17 protein-coding genes are annotated in these 16,935 nt (G+C 57.4%); 7 read left to right on the forward strand and 10 right to left on the reverse strand.

The genetic code is table 11. The features are described from left to right. Positions 1–53 precede the first annotated feature (53 nt). Positions 54–1,463 (reverse strand): dihydrolipoyl dehydrogenase, encoded by a 1,410-nt coding sequence (lpdA, locus tag IPM59_06210; GenBank protein ID MBK9215179.1) that lies wholly within the window; start codon positions 1,461–1,463, stop codon positions 54–56. 107 nt (positions 1,464–1,570) lie between these two features. Here lpdA and IPM59_06215 point away from each other — a divergent pair, with 107 nt between their 5' ends. Genes IPM59_06215 through IPM59_06230 form a run of 4 tightly spaced genes read left to right on the forward strand, consistent with a single transcriptional unit; the run spans position 1,571 to position 5,630 of the window. Then, a complete protein-coding gene (locus tag IPM59_06215; protein ID MBK9215180.1) occupies positions 1,571–2,248 on the forward strand; it encodes a class I SAM-dependent methyltransferase in 678 nt (225 codons plus the stop codon). Positions 2,249–2,251: 3 nt separating this feature from the next. Next, entirely contained in the window at positions 2,252–3,685 is a 1,434-nt protein-coding gene (locus IPM59_06220; protein MBK9215181.1) for an MBL fold metallo-hydrolase, read from the forward strand. 14 nt (positions 3,686–3,699) lie between these two features. Then, positions 3,700–5,187 (forward strand): multicopper oxidase domain-containing protein, encoded by a 1,488-nt coding sequence (locus IPM59_06225; GenBank protein MBK9215182.1) that lies wholly within the window; start codon positions 3,700–3,702, stop codon positions 5,185–5,187. A 20-nt stretch (positions 5,188–5,207) separates the two neighbouring features. Then, entirely contained in the window at positions 5,208–5,630 is a 423-nt protein-coding gene (locus IPM59_06230) for a rhodanese-like domain-containing protein (GenBank protein ID MBK9215183.1), read from the forward strand. A gap of 165 nt (positions 5,631–5,795) precedes the next feature. Here IPM59_06230 and IPM59_06235 read toward each other — a convergent pair whose 3' ends face one another. Next, entirely contained in the window at positions 5,796–6,158 is a 363-nt protein-coding gene (locus IPM59_06235) for a hypothetical protein (protein MBK9215184.1), read from the reverse strand. 114 nt (positions 6,159–6,272) lie between these two features. Between IPM59_06235 and fumC the strand changes: the two genes are divergently transcribed. Continuing rightward, positions 6,273–7,679 (forward strand): class II fumarate hydratase, encoded by a 1,407-nt coding sequence (gene fumC, locus IPM59_06240; GenBank protein ID MBK9215185.1) that lies wholly within the window; start codon positions 6,273–6,275, stop codon positions 7,677–7,679. A gap of 69 nt (positions 7,680–7,748) precedes the next feature. Here fumC and IPM59_06245 read toward each other — a convergent pair whose 3' ends face one another. Genes IPM59_06245 through thiO form a run of 6 tightly spaced genes read right to left on the reverse strand, consistent with a single transcriptional unit; the run spans position 7,749 to position 13,518 of the window. Next, positions 7,749–8,099 carry a hypothetical protein gene (locus IPM59_06245; protein ID MBK9215186.1) on the reverse strand — a complete coding sequence of 117 codons (351 nt, stop codon included), beginning with the start codon at positions 8,097–8,099 and terminating at the stop codon, positions 7,749–7,751. A 27-nt stretch (positions 8,100–8,126) separates the two neighbouring features. Continuing rightward, a complete protein-coding gene (locus tag IPM59_06250; protein MBK9215187.1) occupies positions 8,127–9,494 on the reverse strand; it encodes a pyridoxal-phosphate dependent enzyme in 1,368 nt (455 codons plus the stop codon). Between the two features lie 40 nt (positions 9,495–9,534). Next, the gene (locus IPM59_06255; protein MBK9215188.1) at positions 9,535–10,317 is read right to left on the reverse strand and encodes a hypothetical protein; all 783 of its coding nucleotides are present in this window, start codon (positions 10,315–10,317) and stop codon (positions 9,535–9,537) included. Continuing rightward, positions 10,314–10,943: a class I SAM-dependent methyltransferase gene (locus IPM59_06260; GenBank protein MBK9215189.1), complete on the reverse strand. Its 630-nt coding sequence runs from the start codon at positions 10,941–10,943 to the stop codon at positions 10,314–10,316. Before IPM59_06260 ends, IPM59_06255 begins: the two co-directional genes overlap by 4 nt. Positions 10,944–10,983: 40 nt before the next feature. Beyond that, positions 10,984–12,393 (reverse strand): TlpA family protein disulfide reductase, encoded by a 1,410-nt coding sequence (locus IPM59_06265; GenBank protein ID MBK9215190.1) that lies wholly within the window; start codon positions 12,391–12,393, stop codon positions 10,984–10,986. Positions 12,394–12,396: 3 nt separating this feature from the next. Then, positions 12,397–13,518, reverse strand: coding sequence for a glycine oxidase ThiO (gene thiO, locus IPM59_06270; GenBank protein MBK9215191.1), 1,122 nt, complete (start codon positions 13,516–13,518; stop codon positions 12,397–12,399). 124 nt (positions 13,519–13,642) lie between these two features. Here thiO and IPM59_06275 point away from each other — a divergent pair, with 124 nt between their 5' ends. Both IPM59_06275 and IPM59_06280 read left to right on the forward strand, forming a co-directional pair. Further along, a complete protein-coding gene (locus IPM59_06275) occupies positions 13,643–14,665 on the forward strand; it encodes an isocitrate dehydrogenase (NAD(+)) (protein ID MBK9215192.1) in 1,023 nt (340 codons plus the stop codon). 79 nt (positions 14,666–14,744) lie between these two features. Next, on the forward strand, positions 14,745–15,152 hold the full coding sequence (locus IPM59_06280) for a hypothetical protein (GenBank protein ID MBK9215193.1): 408 nt from the start codon (positions 14,745–14,747) through the stop codon (positions 15,150–15,152). Here the strand turns inward: IPM59_06280 and IPM59_06285 are convergent. Both IPM59_06285 and IPM59_06290 read right to left on the reverse strand, forming a co-directional pair. After that, positions 15,149–15,562 carry a DoxX family membrane protein gene (locus IPM59_06285; protein ID MBK9215194.1) on the reverse strand — a complete coding sequence of 138 codons (414 nt, stop codon included), beginning with the start codon at positions 15,560–15,562 and terminating at the stop codon, positions 15,149–15,151. The two genes, IPM59_06280 and IPM59_06285, sit on opposite strands and share 4 nt — an antisense overlap. 40 nt (positions 15,563–15,602) lie before the next feature. Next, the gene (locus IPM59_06290) at positions 15,603–16,907 is read right to left on the reverse strand and encodes an aminopeptidase P N-terminal domain-containing protein (protein ID MBK9215195.1); all 1,305 of its coding nucleotides are present in this window, start codon (positions 16,905–16,907) and stop codon (positions 15,603–15,605) included. Between the last annotated feature and the right edge of the window lie 28 nt (positions 16,908–16,935).

Below are 16,935 nucleotides of genomic sequence, written 5' to 3' on the forward strand. Positions count from 1 at the left end.
TATCGGCGTTATCCGTGTCATCTGCGGTTGATATCCTCTAAAACCGAGGAGCCTCACATATGTATCGTCAGGTCGTGGACCCCTTCGGCGGCTTCCATGACGGATTCGCTCACGGTCGGGTGGGCGTGGATTATGCGGCCGAGTTCGTCGGCGGTGGTTTCGAGGGCCATGCCGACGCAGGCTTCGGCGAGGAGTTCAGTCGCGTGCGGGCCGATGATGTGGACGCCGAGGACCTCGTCGTATTTCCTTTCGGCGACTATCTTAACGAAGCCGTCAGTCTCGCCGAGGATGCGTGCCTTGCCCGATGCCGAGAACGGAAACTTGCCCACTTTGACGTCGTAGCCGGCGGCCTTTGCTTTTTCTTCGGTCAGGCCGACGCTTGCGACCTCCGGGTCGCAGTAGGTGCAGTTCGGGACGAGGTTGTGCTTGATCGGTTCGACCTTTTTGCCGGCGATCTTTTCGACAACAAGAATACCTTCTTTTGAGGCGAGGTGGGCAAGCTGCGCCGTCGGGATCACGTCGCCGATCGCGTAGATGCCCGGCTCGGCGGTCTCGCAGTATTCGTTGACCTCGACGGTGCCTTTCTCGCTGACCTTGACCTTGGTCTTTTCGAGGCCGAGGCCTTCGAGATACGCCATGCGGCCGACGGCAACAAGGAGCATCTCGGCTTCGAGCGCGACGGTGTCGCCTTTGGCGTTCTTGCCTGAGACCTTCACGCCCGACTTTGTCTTTTCGAGCTTGTCGAGCTTGAGGCCGGTCTCGACCTTAATTCCTTGTTTTTTGAAGGCCCGAGCGAGCTCTTTTGAACAATCGGCATCTTCGAGGGGAACGATGCGATCGAGCAGCTCGACCAGCGTCGTGTCGCAGCCGAAGCGGCTGTAAACGCTCGCGAATTCCGAGCCGACCGCGCCCGAACCCATCACGATCAACGATTTTGGGACCTTTTGCAGTTCGAGGATGTGGTCGGAATTGACGACCGTTTTGCCGTCCGTCTCAAAGCCCGGAATGGGACGCACGACCGAGCCGGTGGCGATGATGATGTTCTTTGACTGAACGGTTTCCTTTTTTCCGTCGGCGAGCGCGACCTCGACCTTGCCGGGGCCAAGGATCTTGCCGTGGCCGTTAAAGACCGTGACCTTGTTCTTTTTCATCAGATAGGTCACGCCGGCAGAGTTTTTGGCGACGACGTCAGATTTATATTTCTGGACGGCCGGGAAATCGAACGACAGGTTATCGACCTTTAACCCGAACTGCTCAAAGTGCCCGGCTTTTTGATAAAGATGGGCGGCGTTAAGCAACGCCTTTGTCGGTATACATCCGCGAAGGCCGCACGTGCCGCCGAGCCGCGCGTCTTTTTCTTTCTCGATCAGAGCGACTTTTAGCCCGAGTTGTCCTGCGCGAACCGCGGCCACATAGCCACCCGGCCCCGAGCCGATGATAGTGATGTCAAATTGTTCTGCCAAAGCGATAAACCTCAATAAATAAAGTCAAATTGCGAACTATCCATTATAGGTCTTCCGCTGACAGGGTGCTAGTTTGGCGGCCGTGGTTTGGGTAAACTAGTAGTAGCATGAATTCAGACCTTGAAAAACGACGCGAACGCGTTCGCGAACTGCAAGAGGAGTTTGCGGCCCGTGGCGATGTAATGGGCTGGTTTGACGCGCTCTACAGGGAGGCCGCGGGCGACAACGAGGTCATACCGTGGGCAGACCTCGAGCCGAACAGCTACTTTCGGCAGTGGGCCCAGGCCAATGGCTTAAAGGGCAATGGCCGGAGAGCACTCGTTGTTGGATGCGGGCTCGGCGACGATGCGAAATATCTGCACGATCTTGGATTTAAGGTCACCGCTTTCGACCTCTCGCCGACGGCGATCGAATGGGCAAAGAAACTTTACGGAGAGGCGGATATTCAGTTTGAGGCCGCCGACCTTTTCCATCCGTTCGGCGATTGGCTCGGGGCTTTTGATTTCGTATTGGAGATCTACACTATACAGCCGCTCCCGCTCGAGATGCGGCCGCAGGTGATCGATGCGATAGCGGCATTTGTCGCTGATGGCGGCGAATTGGTCGTTGTCACTCGCGGCCGGGGCGATGATGAGGAACCTGATACTGTGCCGTGGCCGTGCTCACGGCGAGACCTTTCCCGGTTCAGTGAAAACGGACTTGTTGAGGTTGATCTCGTTGAAATGCCGCCTGAGAATGAGGATGAGCCGCCGAGGTTTGTCGCCAGATATCGCCGCCAGAGGTAATTTATGCAGTTCAAACAATTCTATCTGGGATGTCTTTCACATGCCTCGTATTACGTCGGCTCCGAGGGTGAGGCGGCGGTGATCGATCCTCAGCGGGATGTCGAACAATACATCGCCGAGGCTGAGGGCCACGGACAGAAGATCAAATATGTGATCGAGACGCACAGCCACGCGGATTTTGTCAGTGGACATATCGAGCTGGCCGCACGGACGGGGGCGGAGATCGTGTATGGGCAACGAGCTAATACACAGTTTCCTACGCTTAAGGTCAAGGATGGCGACGAGTTGTGGGTTGGCAGCGTGAAGCTAAGGTTCCTCGAAACGCCGGGCCACACGCCTGAGGGAATCACGATCATTGCCGAAGAAGGGAGTGCGGAGCACGAAAACGTTCTCGCCGTAAGCAGCGATGCCGACAAGAGTGTCGGCGCTCCGAAGGTGTTCACCGGCGATACGTTGTTTATTGGTGACGTCGGACGCCCTGATCTCGTTGGATCTAAAGGATTTACGGCCGAGCAGATGGCCGGGATGCTTTACGACTCGCTGCATGAAAAAATTTTGCTGCTGCCCGACAATTCGGAAGTTTATCCGGCGCACGGGGCGGGAAGCTTGTGCGGCAAGAACATGTCGAAAGATACTTGGTCAACTTTGGGCGAGCAGCGGCGAACAAATTACGCATTGCAGCCAATGACGAAGGACGAGTTCGTCAAGCTCGTGTCGGCCGATCAACCTGAAGTGCCGATGTATTTTCCCCGAAGTGCGGCAAAGAACCTCGAGGGAGCTGTCCCGCTCGATGAGATCGCAAAGCCGAAGGCGTTGTCGGCGGACGAACTGCGTGCTTTTGACGGTGTAGTTATCGATGTCCGAACGAATACTGAATACGGAGCAGGGCACGTTCCGAATTCGATCAATATCGGTCTTGGCGGGCAGTTTGCCTCGTGGGCGGGCACTCTGATACCGATCGGCACGCGGATCGCGATCGTTGCCAATGGTGCGGATCAGGTCGATGAGGCTGTCATGCGACTGGCCCGCGTTGGACATGAAGCGGTCGGCGGATATCAATTTATCAGCGACTACACCGGCGAGAGAAAAGTGGTCGAGCAGGTCGCGGTTGACGAGGTCGCAGAACTGACGAAGACGGAGAAGTATCTGCAGTTTGTCGATGTTCGCCGTCCCGCGGAGCACGACGCGGGGCATGCACATCGGTCGCGAAATATTCCGCTCGACAAACTTGCCTCAGAGATCGATCAACTTGATCCTGCAGTGCCGAGTTACGTGATTTGCCAGGGCGGCTACCGATCGTCGATCGGCTGCGGTATTCTGGAAAATGCCGGTTTCAAGAAGGTCTCTAACGTCACGGGCGGAACGGCAGCATGGATAGAGGCCGGGCTCGAAACCGAGGTGAACGCGGTCGCGTGCGCCAGCACGAAACCGGCATAGTAGTGGCCCATAATATGAAGAGACGCGATTTTGTTAAGTTGACTGGTGCGGCAGGTGCGGCGTTGTTCAGCGGTCGACCGACCTTTGGCTCGCTGGCGGGGCGAACGGCCGTGGTGCCGGATGTCATCATCAATCTTCGTGCGGTTGTATCCACCGTAAGCCTGCTGCCGGGGACTCCCACATCGGTCTGGAGATATGAGGGCGAGGTCGTGCAGGGAACACCACAGAATCTGCAGCCGATCCCAGGCTCTTTTCTCGGGCCAACGATCCGTGTGCATCGCGGGCAGAGGATCAGGATCAACTTTACTAACTACCTGCCCGAGATGACGCTGATGCATTGGCACGGGCTGCATGTGCCGGAGGAGATGGACGCACATCCGCGGTTCACGGTCGAGCCCGGAGCGAGTTACGTCTATGAGTTCACCGTGATGAACCGGGCAGGCACGTACTGGTATCACCCGCATCCTGACATGCGCACCGCCGTCCAGGTCTATCGCGGCCTAGCCGGGCTCTTTATCGTCACCGATGACGAAGAACAGGCTCTCGGGCTGCCGTCGGGCGAGGCCGAAATACCGATCGTGCTGCAGGACCGCCTCTTTGCCCAGGACAATCAGTTTGTGTATCAGCCGATAACGATGGTCGGGTTTCTTGGCGATCGCGTACTTGCAAATGGAAACATGGCTCGTTCGGTAGATGTGGCGAGCCGAGCGTACCGGCTTCGTTTTCTTAACGGGTCAAATTCGCGTTTCTACAAACTTGCCTGGAGCGACGGAACGCCGATGACAGTGATCGCATCTGACGGCGGCCTGCTCGAAGCGCCGGTCGAGCGGCCCTATCTTATCCTCTCGCCCGGGGAAAGATATGAGGTCATCGCAGATTTCAGAAACTTTCCACTCCGGCGAAACCGTCGACTGGTCAGCCAGGCATTCTCACCGATGGGAAATATGGGAAACGGCGGAGCCGCGCTGCCGAATGGTGCAGCCTTTCCAATAATGTCGTTTCGCGTCCGGCGTCGCGTCGCGGACAACTTCGTGCTGCCGCCGACGCTGTCCGCGATCACCCGCTACCGTCTCAAGGACGCCGTCAATGCCGCAGATCCGAGAACATTTCCAATCACGTTCCATCCGGGCATGTTCATGCTTAACGGCGGGATGTTTGAGATGAATGAGGTCGCGGCGAATGAGAATGTGGCGCTGAATACGCTTGAGGTATGGGACATCCCAAACCAGTCGGGGACGGTGCAGATGGCCCATCCGATGCACATTCATCTCGTGCAGTTCCAGATAATCGACCGTCAGATGAATCCATCGGGGGCGACGAACTACGAAAGCGTTAGGTATGGATTTGTGGATTCCGGATGGAAGGACACGTTCATGCTTATGCCGGGTGAACGTGTTCGCTTGCTGCTCAGGTTCGAGGACTTTACGGGCAAGTTCGTCTATCATTGCCACAATCTGGAGCACGAGGATATGGGAATGATGCGCAATTTCCAGGTTAGCTGAGGAGCAGTGGATCTTTATTGATGAGAGTAATTATAGTTTTCCTAATCTCGCTGCTGGCTCTCACGTGGGCCTGCCGGTCGGCCCCGACTAAGACAACAGACTCGCCCGAGATCGTCAGTGCTCCGGGTGTTACAGAGGTATCGCCCCAGGCTGCATTGCCGGCAACATCGGCTGCCTATTCTCAGTTCATCGACGTTCGAACGCCTGAAGAATACGCAGCCGGCCACGCGGATCGAACGCGCAACATTCCCCTCGATCAATTGGCCGCTAACCTCGATATGCTGGAGGCGAATGAGCCTGTGTACCTCATTTGCCGGACCGACAACCGCTCTTCGCAAGCGGCGAAGATGCTCGTCGATGCGGGCTTCAAACAGGCGATAGTTGTAAAGGGCGGCACCGAGGCGTGGAAGGCGGCCGGTTTACCGATGGGTGGCCAACCATGATGTACGACCTTCTATGGGTGATCGGCCTCGTTGGATTCTGGCTGCTGCTTCAGCTGGTAATACTGCCGAAACTCGGCTATCCGACCTGACTTCGCAGTTCATGCAGCGTCGGGTCGCGACGCAAGCGAAAAAGCAATAGCGAACGATCTCGGTCCGCGTAGGCGCTCAGCAGGCGGTGCCGGCCGCCGGATGCGGATAATGATCTGGCGTATCTTCATCAGGCCGCGGAGTGAGGCAGGCAAAGTCTTTTTCGATAGCGATCTTTGTCCCTTCGGCGTCAGCCTCAATGCCGACGTCGTCGCTGCCGGCCCACTGGTCCGCTGCGGATGGCGGCACGCTGACCGTGATCATGCCGTCAGAGAACACGGCTGATGGTGATGCTGCAGCGGCGTCCTTCTTCAGCTTATAGACAAGCCGTCCGCCTGCGAGGCCGATCGAATTTTCGTAGCTGCCTGTCGATGCAAACTGCTCTACTTCGCTTCGCGTTAACCGCAACCGCAATGAATTGCCATTGATCCTTAGCTTCATACCTCAATAATAACCGAATGTGCCGATGAGAACATGACCTCGGTCATCTTGGTATGCTTTGCCGCGAACGCGGCATCAATTAGAATCTACTTTTCAGACGGCAGGTCTATTACCATGGCAGAAGCAACGGAGAAAGCAGCAAAGACGCGGATCGAGACCGATTCGATGGGCGAGATCGATGTGCCGGTTTGGGCATATTGGGGAGCACAGACGCAGCGGTCGCTGAAGCATTTCAACATCGGTTTTGACGTGATGCCGCGTGAGGTTATTCGCGCCCTCGGCATCCTGAAGAAGGCCGCGGCCATTGTAAATCGCGATCTTGGAAAGCTCGATGATGAGACGACAAACCTCATCTCGCAGGCCGCGGACGAGGTGATCGAAGGCAAGCTCGACGGGCATTTCCCGCTGCGCGTTTGGCAGACAGGTTCGGGCACGCAGACGAACATGAACGCCAACGAGGTCATCTCGAACCGCGCGATCGAGATCGCGGGCGGCGAGATGGGCTCGAAAACGCCGGTTCACCCCAACGACGACGTAAACAAATCGCAGTCGTCGAACGACACGTTCCCGACCGCGATGTATATCGCCGCAGCCGAGCGAACACACGCCCTGATCCCTGAAGTGCAAAAGGTCGCCGACGCTATTCGAGCGAAGGCCGAGGAATACAATGATGTCGTCAAGATCGGCCGCACGCATCTGCAGGATGCGACGCCGGTGACCGTCGGCCAGGAATTCGGCGGCTGGGCCGCGCTCGTCGAACGCGATATCGAACGCCTCAGCATGGTGATGCCGGGCCTGCTTGAACTGGCGATCGGCGGAACTGCTGTCGGGACGGGGCTGAATTCGCATCCCGAGTTCGCCGATAGAGCGGCTGCAAAGATCGCTGAATTGACCGGGTTGCCGTTCAAGGCACATCCGGACAAGTTCGCGGCATTGTCTGCGCATGACGAGGTCGTATTTGCGTCAGGAGCCATAAAAACGCTCGCGGCCAGCTTGATGAAGATAGCCAATGACATCCGATGGCTCGCATCGGGCCCACGCTGCGGCATCGGCGAGATCACGCTGCCCGAGAATGAACCCGGCTCGTCGATCATGCCGGGCAAGGTCAACCCGACGCAGAGCGAGGCGATGACGATGGTGGCCGTTCAGGTGTTTGGCAACGATGCCGCGATCGGTTTTGCGGGCTCGCAGGGCAATTTTGAGCTCAATGTTTTCAAGCCCGTGATGATCCACAACTATCTGCACTCGGTGCGGCTCATCCACGATGCGTGTCACGGTTTCGTCGATTACTGCATTGCCGGCATCGAGTTGAGGCGCGAAAACATCGACCATTACCTGCGAAACTCGCTGATGCTCGTCACGGCCCTCAACCAGCACATCGGCTACGACAACGCCGCAAAGATCGCGAAGAATGCGCACAAGAAGGGCATCTCCCTCAAGGAATCGGCGGTGGAATTGGAGCTATTGTCAGGTGAGGATTTTGACCGGTTGGTCAAGGCCGAGGATATGACGCATCCGTAATTCGTTCTGAGTTCAAGCTTTAGCTTGTTGGTGCGTTCGTCAGAGGCAAGCTAAAGCTTGAACTCAGAACTAGAATGGCCCGCGCGGGCCGGAATAGAAGATGAAGTAGATGATCGTCGCGACGATCAGGACGACTGAAGCAACCAGAACAAGGATCGTTACTGCGAGCGATTTGAGGCAGCCGCGTTTTTTCTTTTTCTGGTGGCGGACGCGGGTCTTTTCTTTCGGCCTGACGGTTTGAATGGTCTCGTCGGGCTTGTCGGGCGTTTCCGTCGGGAGTTCGTCCGCGTCCGGTTCCGAAGCAAGGGCTTCTTCAACCGATGGAACCTTCTTCGGCGTGTATCCCTCCGTTGAGCGGAAAACGGGCTCCGGCATCTGCCATTCGCCGTCATTGCCTGTCTTTTTGGCCTCGTCGCTCATAAAACAGTCGCGAAAGGTTAAACGAAATTACGTCTCGATATCAAGCACATCCGAACGCGTGATGATGCCGGTGATGCGTTTGAAATCCTCGATCAGCACCGCCGGATGCCGCTGGAGCTTTGATTTTATCTCATTCAGCGGCGTGTCCACCTCAACGACCGGGAAGCTCTTGTCCATCACGTCGCTGATTTTCGCGTCCATGAGGTCGCGGTTGGCCAGCAGTTTTGTCAACAGGCCGCTTTCACGGAGGCTGCCGACCGCGGTGTGGCCGTCGATGACCGGCAGCTGCGTAACACCGTTTGAGTTCATCACTTCAAGGGCCTCAGCGACCGTGGCGTCGGGCCCGACGAATATCACGCCCGTTGGTGATGCGCCATTCTTTGTCTCTGCGATCAGGCCGGCGGTGATGCGCTGCGGTTCGAGGAGCAGTTTTTCCTTCATCCATTCGTCGGAATGGAATTTGGTCAGGTAATGCTCCCCGGTGTCGCAGACGATAAAGACGACGAGGCCGCTTTCGTCGAGGTCTTTTGCGACCTTCAGCGCGGCCCAGAAGTTCGTGCCCGTCGAACCGCCGCAGAAAATGCCCTCGCGCCGGCCGAGCAGCCGGGCACATTCGAACGAATCACGGTCGGTCACATTTATGACCTCGTCGATCACGCTCATGTCGGCATTGCCGACCGGCAAGCTCTGGCCGATGCCTTCAACGAGATAGGGCGTCGCCTCGGGCACGCGGCCCGATTCCTTGTAATTTTTGAATATCGAGCCATAAGGATCGGCACCGATGATCTTGATCTTGGGGTTCTGTTCTTTTAGAAAACGGCCCGTTCCGCTGATAGTCCCGCCAGTGCCGATGCCAGAGACGAAGTGCGTTATTTTCCCGTCTGTATCGTTCCACAACTCGGGGCCCGTAGTTCGATAGTGGGCCTGCGGGTTGGCCGGATGCTGGTATTGGTCGGGATAGAATGAGTTCGGCGTCTCTCTGTGAATGCGGGCCGCGGTCTCGTGATAATGATCGGGCGTGCCGGGCTTGGCGGCGGCCGGGACGACGACGACGTCGGCGCCCATGGCCTTTAGGTATCTCACTTTTTCCACCGACACCTTGTCAGTCAACACAAAGATGCACTTGTATCCGCGAACCGCCGCGACCAGGGCGAGGCCGATGCCGGTGTTGCCGCTCGTGGCCTCGATGATCGTGCCGCCCTTCTTGAGTGTGCCGTCGTTTTCGGCCCAGTCGATCATCGAGATGCCGATGCGGTCCTTTACCGAGTAGCCCGGATTAAGGCTCTCCATTTTCGCAAGCACCTGTGCCTTTACCTTGTGCTGTTTTGTCAGGTGATTGATCCGCACCAGCGGCGTGCCGCCGATCAGGTCGAGAACTGTGTCGTAAAATTTCATTCCTCTTGAGTTTATTCCCAAAAATGGCCTCAGGCAACAATCAGCCGCTCTGGTCGCGATGTTTGATCAGAGCAGCGGGATCGTTAGTGATGATCGCCCCGATGCCGCGCCGCTTGCAGCGGGCTATCCATCGCGGATCATCTGTTGTCCAGACCGTGACGGGCATGCCGACATCCGCAGCAAGCTGCGAGAGTTTAGCCGTTGCGAGCGATGTATGCAGGGAAAGCCGCGCTGCCCCTGCTTCACGGGCCATGTCGATAATGTGCCTGCGTCGTCGAAGAATGGTCGTGATCGATGGCTCGAAAAGAGCCGCAGTCTGGACCGAAGGCAACAGGCCCCGAAGTTCGGCGACAGCCGCGAGGTCAAAACTCTTTACGATGATCCGCGAAAGGAACTGCGAGTGTCTGATAACGTCGCAGACAGCGGCCGTCAGCGGCTTGACCTCAGCCGGCCGACATTTGAGTTCGATATATGTCGGGCCAGCAAAGTTCTCGCATATGCCGAGGACATTCGCCAACGTAGGGATGGTTTCGCGGGCGAATCCGGGATCGGCCCGCTTCGGGTATCGCTTGTTGAACCACGATCCGGCATCGACCCTGCAGAGCTCTTCGGATGTAAGATCACAAACGCGCTCGGGCCGCGCGGCCGTGCGGGCCAGCGTATCGTCGTGGATCACGACAGGAACGCGGTCACGGGCTAGCCGAACATCGAACTCGACTCCGTCGGCACCTTCCTCGATCGCCAGCCGAAATGCGGCCATTGTATTTTCGGGCGCGTGAGCGCTTGCCCCGCGATGGGCAACGATGTGCGGCAAGGGGCTCATCTCTTTTCGAGCAGGAAGATCGTTTTTGACCACGCTATCGGTTCGCTGATCGGGAACTGAAAATTGCCTACGATATTAAAATACCGCGCCGCCGCCTCGCGGACATCGGCCAGTGGATGGATGCGGAAGTTATAGAGCAATTCGAGGACCGAGCCGACAATGGACGGTTTGACCGGGAGAAAGACGAGTGGTGCACCATGTTTCAGCACCCTTGCTGCCTCGCCGAGCCCGGCGTCGAGCGGAGTATATTCGAGCACGCCGCACATCAACAACAAGTCGAACGTGTTGTCGGCGAACGGCAAGTTGAGGACGTTGCTCTGTATGGCGTCGCTTCGATTCGCGAGGCGTCGTCGAGCCCGAAACTCCTGCCGCGCAACGGTGAGCGAGTTGAACGACAGGTCGACAGCCTCTACTCTTCGCGGCCGATAGCCTGCCTCCTGAAACGCAAGCGTGACGAGCCCCGTGCCGCAGCCTGCATCGAGAACGAGCGATTCAGGGCCGATATCGAGCTTGAGCGACCGCAAGTATTTGGCGACCGACTGGCGATAGCCGTTGAGCTTCATCGCCAGGTTTTGCACATCGGCGATGCGGTCATATAGGCCCTGTGTGCGTCGGTTCTCGGGCATTACATGAATCTTAGCTCAGATTCGCCGGCGAGCAAGGCGGTTATTTCTCGGCGAGGAGTTTCTTGATCATCTCGTGCATTTGTGTGATGCGTGACGGACTGGATCCCGTTTCGGCGTAGCGGATGATGCCTTTGCGGTCAATGATGACGGCTGTTGGCAGGGCGGTGGCGCCGTACTGCAGCTGGATGGCCTGGCCGGCCGCAACGGCAAAATCGTAAGGCAGCCGCTCGCGCGTCCGAAACTGCTTTAGAAAGTTTAGCTCGGACGGCGAATCGGCCGGCAGGCCGCCGGCCTTGCCGTAATATCGCGTAACGCCGACGATCTCGAGGCCCGCCGAGCGATAGTCCTGATGCCATTCGATCAGGGACGGATACGCCTCAAAGCACGGGCCGCACCACGTCGCCCAGAAATCGAGCAGCACGACCTTGCCCCGCATATCGGCGAGCGTGCGGGCCTTACCGGGAAACCACTCGGCCGGCGCTAGGAACTCAGGCGCAGCCTCGCCGAGCAGTTTATAATGCTGTTCCCGTTTTCTGAGCCGCGACGCGACCTCGTTTTGCGAGTAGCGGTCGATGAATTCTTTGGGTATCGCGGAAAGGACCGAGGCGTAATAGGCCAGCGCCGCAGCCTTTCGCCCGGTGTCGATCAGATACTTGATCTTTTGATCAACGGCGTAATAGTAAAGGCTCGAGGAATTTACCGACGCACCCGTGACGCGCATATCATCGAGTGCCAGCTCGGCCTTATTGCGGTTGCCCGAATCGCGATGGGCCTCAAAAACAAGCATCCCTGCGTCAAGGATCTCGTCGAGGCCGCGAGCGCGGGACGAGGCATCTTTCAGCAAGTCTTTCGACGCCGCATAGGCGGCCTCAGCATGCGGCGCCATCTTAATGAAGTCATTCTCTGCCTGATATGCCTTGGCGAGTTCACCTTCAACACGGGCCTGTTCGGTAGGCTTGCGCGGTTCAGCAGCCAGATAATCGGCGAAAACTCGTTCCGCCTCGGTGAGCTTTTTTTGCTTTGCAAGCACGACCGTGACAATGGAGCGAGCTGTCTGGACACGGTTGGCGGGAGAGCCTTCGGCGGCGATAAATTTCAGCAGATTCTCGGCAGTTCCATCGAGGTTATCGGCGATCCAATTAAGCATTCCGAGATAGTAAAGATCTTCGCCAGCAAGATCCGTCCGCGTTGCCGCCGAGGCTGCGTGCCGGGCCGCGAGCTGTCGCTGCTCCAGCTTCGTCCGAGCCAGGAGCGAATCGCTGTAGGTCACTTTCTTCGTTTCGTACTCTGTTAGCTTCGCCTTTAGATAACCGTTCGCTTCGTCGAAGAGTTCCCTCACAGTCGGGGCCGCTGTGCCGGTCTGTGCCGTGCCCGATGGGCCAACGCGGCCCGACTGAGCAAAGATGCCGGAGGAAAGTAGCAGAATAAGGAGGAATATTGAAAGCTTCATCTCTCAGTGGGCTGCGGCCGCCGCAAATCTGTCCGGCCGAAAAGTGTCGAATTCCGATGTCGATTCGCCCGCAATGGCGTCCGCCACCAGCGATGCCGTCACCGGTGCGAGAAGGATGCCATTGCGGTAATGGGCCGTCGCGATAAGCAGATCGTCTATGCCGGCGATGCCGCCTATGACCGGCAAGCTGTCGCCCGCAAATGGCCGGAGCCCCGACCAGTGATCCGTTACCTGCATTGAACCGATCGATGGAGCGATGCGGGCTGCCTTTTCGACCAACTCACATCGGGCCTGCTCTGTGATCGAGTGGTCGAAACCAACATCTTCTGACGTGGATCCGACAAGTACGCGTCCGTCAGCACGGGGAACGATGTAAGTGTGGCCGGCCCAGACCACATGAACGATCTCGTTCGGCGAGCCCTGAAACTCTACGATCTGGCCGCGAATAGGCTTGACGGTGAATGGCATCGCTGCATCGCCCAGTTTGATGAGCGACGTCCACGCGCCCGTTGCAAGTATCGTGTGCCCCGCGTATTGTGGGCCGTCCACGGCCTGAACGCCCGTGGCCCTGCCGTTCTCGACGATGATCGCTGAGGCCTCGGTGCCCTCGCGGACCTCGATATCGTTGAGGCTGGCATAACGGAGCAAAGCGAGGAGCAGCTTGCGGTTCTCGACCTGCCAGTCATTCGCGTAATATGCCCCGACCTGAATGGCCGAGGACAGTTCAGGCTCAAGTTTGAGGATCTCCTCGAGTGAGAGCGTTTCGATGGCGATGCCGATCGAGGCTTGTTGCCGAGATTTTTCGAGGAGCCGCTGCCCGTCTTCATCGCCAAAGGCGACGTCCACCGTGCCGGTCTGGTCCAACTCAATATCGATGCCCGTCTCATCCAACAGTTCATCGGCCAGCGCCGGATACATGCCGCGTGATTTCGTTCCCAGCAGATAAGCATCATCTTTAACGGCCGCATGCACGTCCGTTGTGAGCATTCCCCCGGCCGCCCACGATGCCTCGCGTCCGCACCGGCCTCTCTCAATGACGGTTATCTTGTCGGTCCCGCGACGCCGCAGTTCGCGGGCGATACTCAGCCCGATAACGCCGCCGCCGATGATCAGAACATCTGCCATAGGTATAAGTATAGGACATCTCAGCGCAACCGGACCGGTTTGAAAAGTAGCTATTAGCTTTTAGCTATGAGCTATTGGCTACTCTTCATATTTCGATGCTGCCCGCGTAAGATAGAAAACAGTTATGAAGCACAAGATCACATTGATCCCCGGCGACGGCATCGGGCCTGAGATCGTGGCCGCAACCGTCCGCGTCATCGAGGCGACGGGTGTCGAGATCGATTGGGAAACACATATTCTGGGCGCACAGGCGCAGGAGAAATATGGGACCACGCTGCCGGAAAAGACGATAGATTCGATCCGGCAAAATAGGGTCGCTCTCAAAGGCCCGCAGATGACGCCGATCGGCAAGGGCTTTACCTCGGTAAACGTCGGCTTGCGAAAAGCGCTCGATCTTTATTCGAACGTGCGGCCGGTCAAAGCCCTGCCGAATGTCGAATGCCGATATCCCGAGCTCGATCTCGTTATTGTCCGCGAGAATACCGAGGACCTCTACGCCGGCCTTGAGCACGTTGTCGTGCCGGGCGTTGTCGAATCGCTCAAGATCATTACGGAGAAAGCCTCGACACGCATCGCGCGATACGCCTTTGAATACGCTCGTGACAACGGTCGCAAGAAGGTGACGGCCGTTCACAAGGCGAATATCATGAAGCTGTCGGATGGCCTTTTCCTCGAATGTTTCTACAACGTCGCGAAAGAATTTACAAACATCGAGGCCGACGACAAGATCATCGACAATTGCTGCATGCAGCTGGTGATGCGGCCGGAACAGTTTGACGTGTTGGTGCTCGAAAATCTCTACGGCGACATCGTCAGTGATCTGTGCGCGGGCCTGATCGGCGGCCTCGGCCTGGCTCCGGGTGCGAATATCGGTGAACAGGGAGCAGTATTCGAGGCGGTCCACGGCTCGGCACCGGACATTGCGGGCCAGGGAATTGCGAATCCGACCGCGCTGATGCTTTCGGCGGTTCAGATGCTGAATCATATCGGCGAACGCGATGCCGCAAGGCGCATGCAAGAAGCGATCCTCGCAGTTTTTGCTGAGGGTCGGGCGATCACGCGCGACCTTGGCGGGACGGCAAAGACAAATGAGTTTGCCCGGGCGATCGAGGAAAAGATCAAGGCCGGGGCATCGGCCGCCGCGTAAAGTTTGTCTGCAACGGATTCGGCCTGGTTTCGTTCTAATGGTGCGGCGGCGGCTCGAGCCGCAGCCTGCTGAGGTTACTATGAAAACTGCTGTGTTTGCGATATTTGTAGGGTTGCTGATTACGATGAACAGCTATTCGCAGGACATCGAACCGTTCAAGATCGAGACCGTCACGCTCAAGACGGGCCAGCAAAAGACTGCCAAGATGAGCGGGCTCAAGATCAAGTTTCTCGGCGTCACGGAAGATTCGCGCTGCCCGACGGATGTGCAATGCATCTGGGCAGGGAATGCGGTAATGAAGTTTCGCATCACCGGTGAAAACGGGACCAAGGATTACGAATTTAACTCGACTATCGGTCGACGCGGCGACCAGGTTGGCGTCTGGGCCGTCTCGGTCGATACGCTCGACCCGGCCCCACATTCTAAGAAGACGATCGCCGCAAACGCCTACTGCGTAAAGCTGCAGATCGTCCGCCTGACCCGCTAGGCTTTCGTCGGCGACGAGAGATACATCATTATCAGCAAGAGGATGAAGTAAGGGACCAGCACGGCCGCGCCCGGGTAGTCCTTTGCTATGCGCTGTCCAAAAAACAGCCCCGTCAGGCTCGCCGCACCGAGGATCGATGCGTAGAAGATCAGCGTGGTCTGTCCGGTAACGAGCAGATAGATCAGTCCTGCAGCCGCCAGCAGCCCGGTCGCGATCTCCATCACGGTGATCGTCAACAGCATCATCGGCACCATTTTGGCGAGAGGCGTCTTTGAAAAGTGCCCCGTGAGCCAGCCGAGATTGCCCTTCCAGTCAAACACCTTGTCGAGGCCGGATTGGATGAATAGGATCGCGACGAATACCGCGCAGAAGAGAAGCGGCAAATTCTTTAGTATCACGTTGATGTCCATATCTACGTACCTGACCGCCCGCTTACGCAGGCGGTTCTGACTAGCGGCGCTTTTGCATTATCGACTCGATCTCGTCGGCGTCTTTCGTGACCTTTGCGGTGAGATTCAGATTTCCGTCTTTGGTGACTAAAACATCGTCCTCGATACGGATGCCGATGCCGCGGTATTTGGCGGGGGCTGTTTTATCGTCGGGCGGGATGTAGAGGCCGGGCTCGACGGTCAGGACCATGCCGGGGGCGAAGGGTTTTGACTGTTTAGCCTGCTGATCGACGAAATAGCGGCCCGCGTCGTGTACGTCGAGGCCGAGATAGTGGCCGACGCCGTGCATGTAGTATTTCATGTAGGCCTTTTTCTTGATGAGTTCTTTAGTCGAACCTTTGAGCAGGCCGAGCTTTTTCATGCCTTCGGTCAGGAGTTCGATCGAGAATTCCTGGCGGCCTTTTACGGTGTTGCCGGTCTTTGTGTATTCAATGCACTGAAGCTGGACGTCGAGCACGATGTCGTAAACTTCGCGTTGGGCCTTGGAATATTTGCCGTTCACCGGGAATGTCCGCGTAATATCCGAGGCATAGCCCTGATATTCGGCACCGGCGTCGATCAGGATGAGGTCGCCGTCTTTTAGCGGCATGTTGTTCTCGACGTAGTGCAGGATCGTCGCGTTGTCGCCGCCGCCGATGATCGAATTGTATGCGACGCCGCTCGCGCCCTTGTCGCGCATGTAGGCCTCCATCAACGATTCGACCTGACCCTCGTTCATGCCCGGCTTGACCTTTTTCATCGCGAGCACGTGGGCCTCGGCGGCGATATTCGCGGCCTTTTGCATGTATTCGATCTCTTTGGCCGATTTGTGAAGCCGCATCTCGCCGATGATCGGTGTCGGGTCAATGATTGTGTGCGGCGGATATGCCGTCTTTAGGCGGCGAACTCGCTGTTCGGTCAGGTAGTCGAGGATCTGCCGGTCGAGGGAGCTATCGACTGCAAAACGGTAATACAGTTTATCGCGGCCGTCGAGTATCTTGCCCAGATCGGCGGGAAACTTGTCTATCGGGAATGCTCGGTCGGCGGCGTAGTTCTTCACCGCGCCCACGACACCCTGACGGCGGCCAAACCACGTTTCCATTTCGAGATCGCGCGGGCGGACGTAGAGCGTGAACGGCTGCTTGGCACCCTTTGTAATTACCGCGATCGCGTCAGGCTCGGGAAAACCTGTCAGATACCAAAAATCCGAGTCTTGGCGGAATTTGAATTCCGTGTCGTAGCTCCTCGTCTGCTCGTGGGCGGCCGGAATGATCGCCACCGAATTGTCATCCATCTGCTCGATGAATCGCTTTAGCTGTGTTCGCATATGCAGAAAGTTTAACAAAGTTAGAACC

The organism is Chloracidobacterium sp. (assembly GCA_016715795.1).
Lineage (GTDB): Bacteria > Acidobacteriota > Blastocatellia > Pyrinomonadales > Pyrinomonadaceae > OLB17.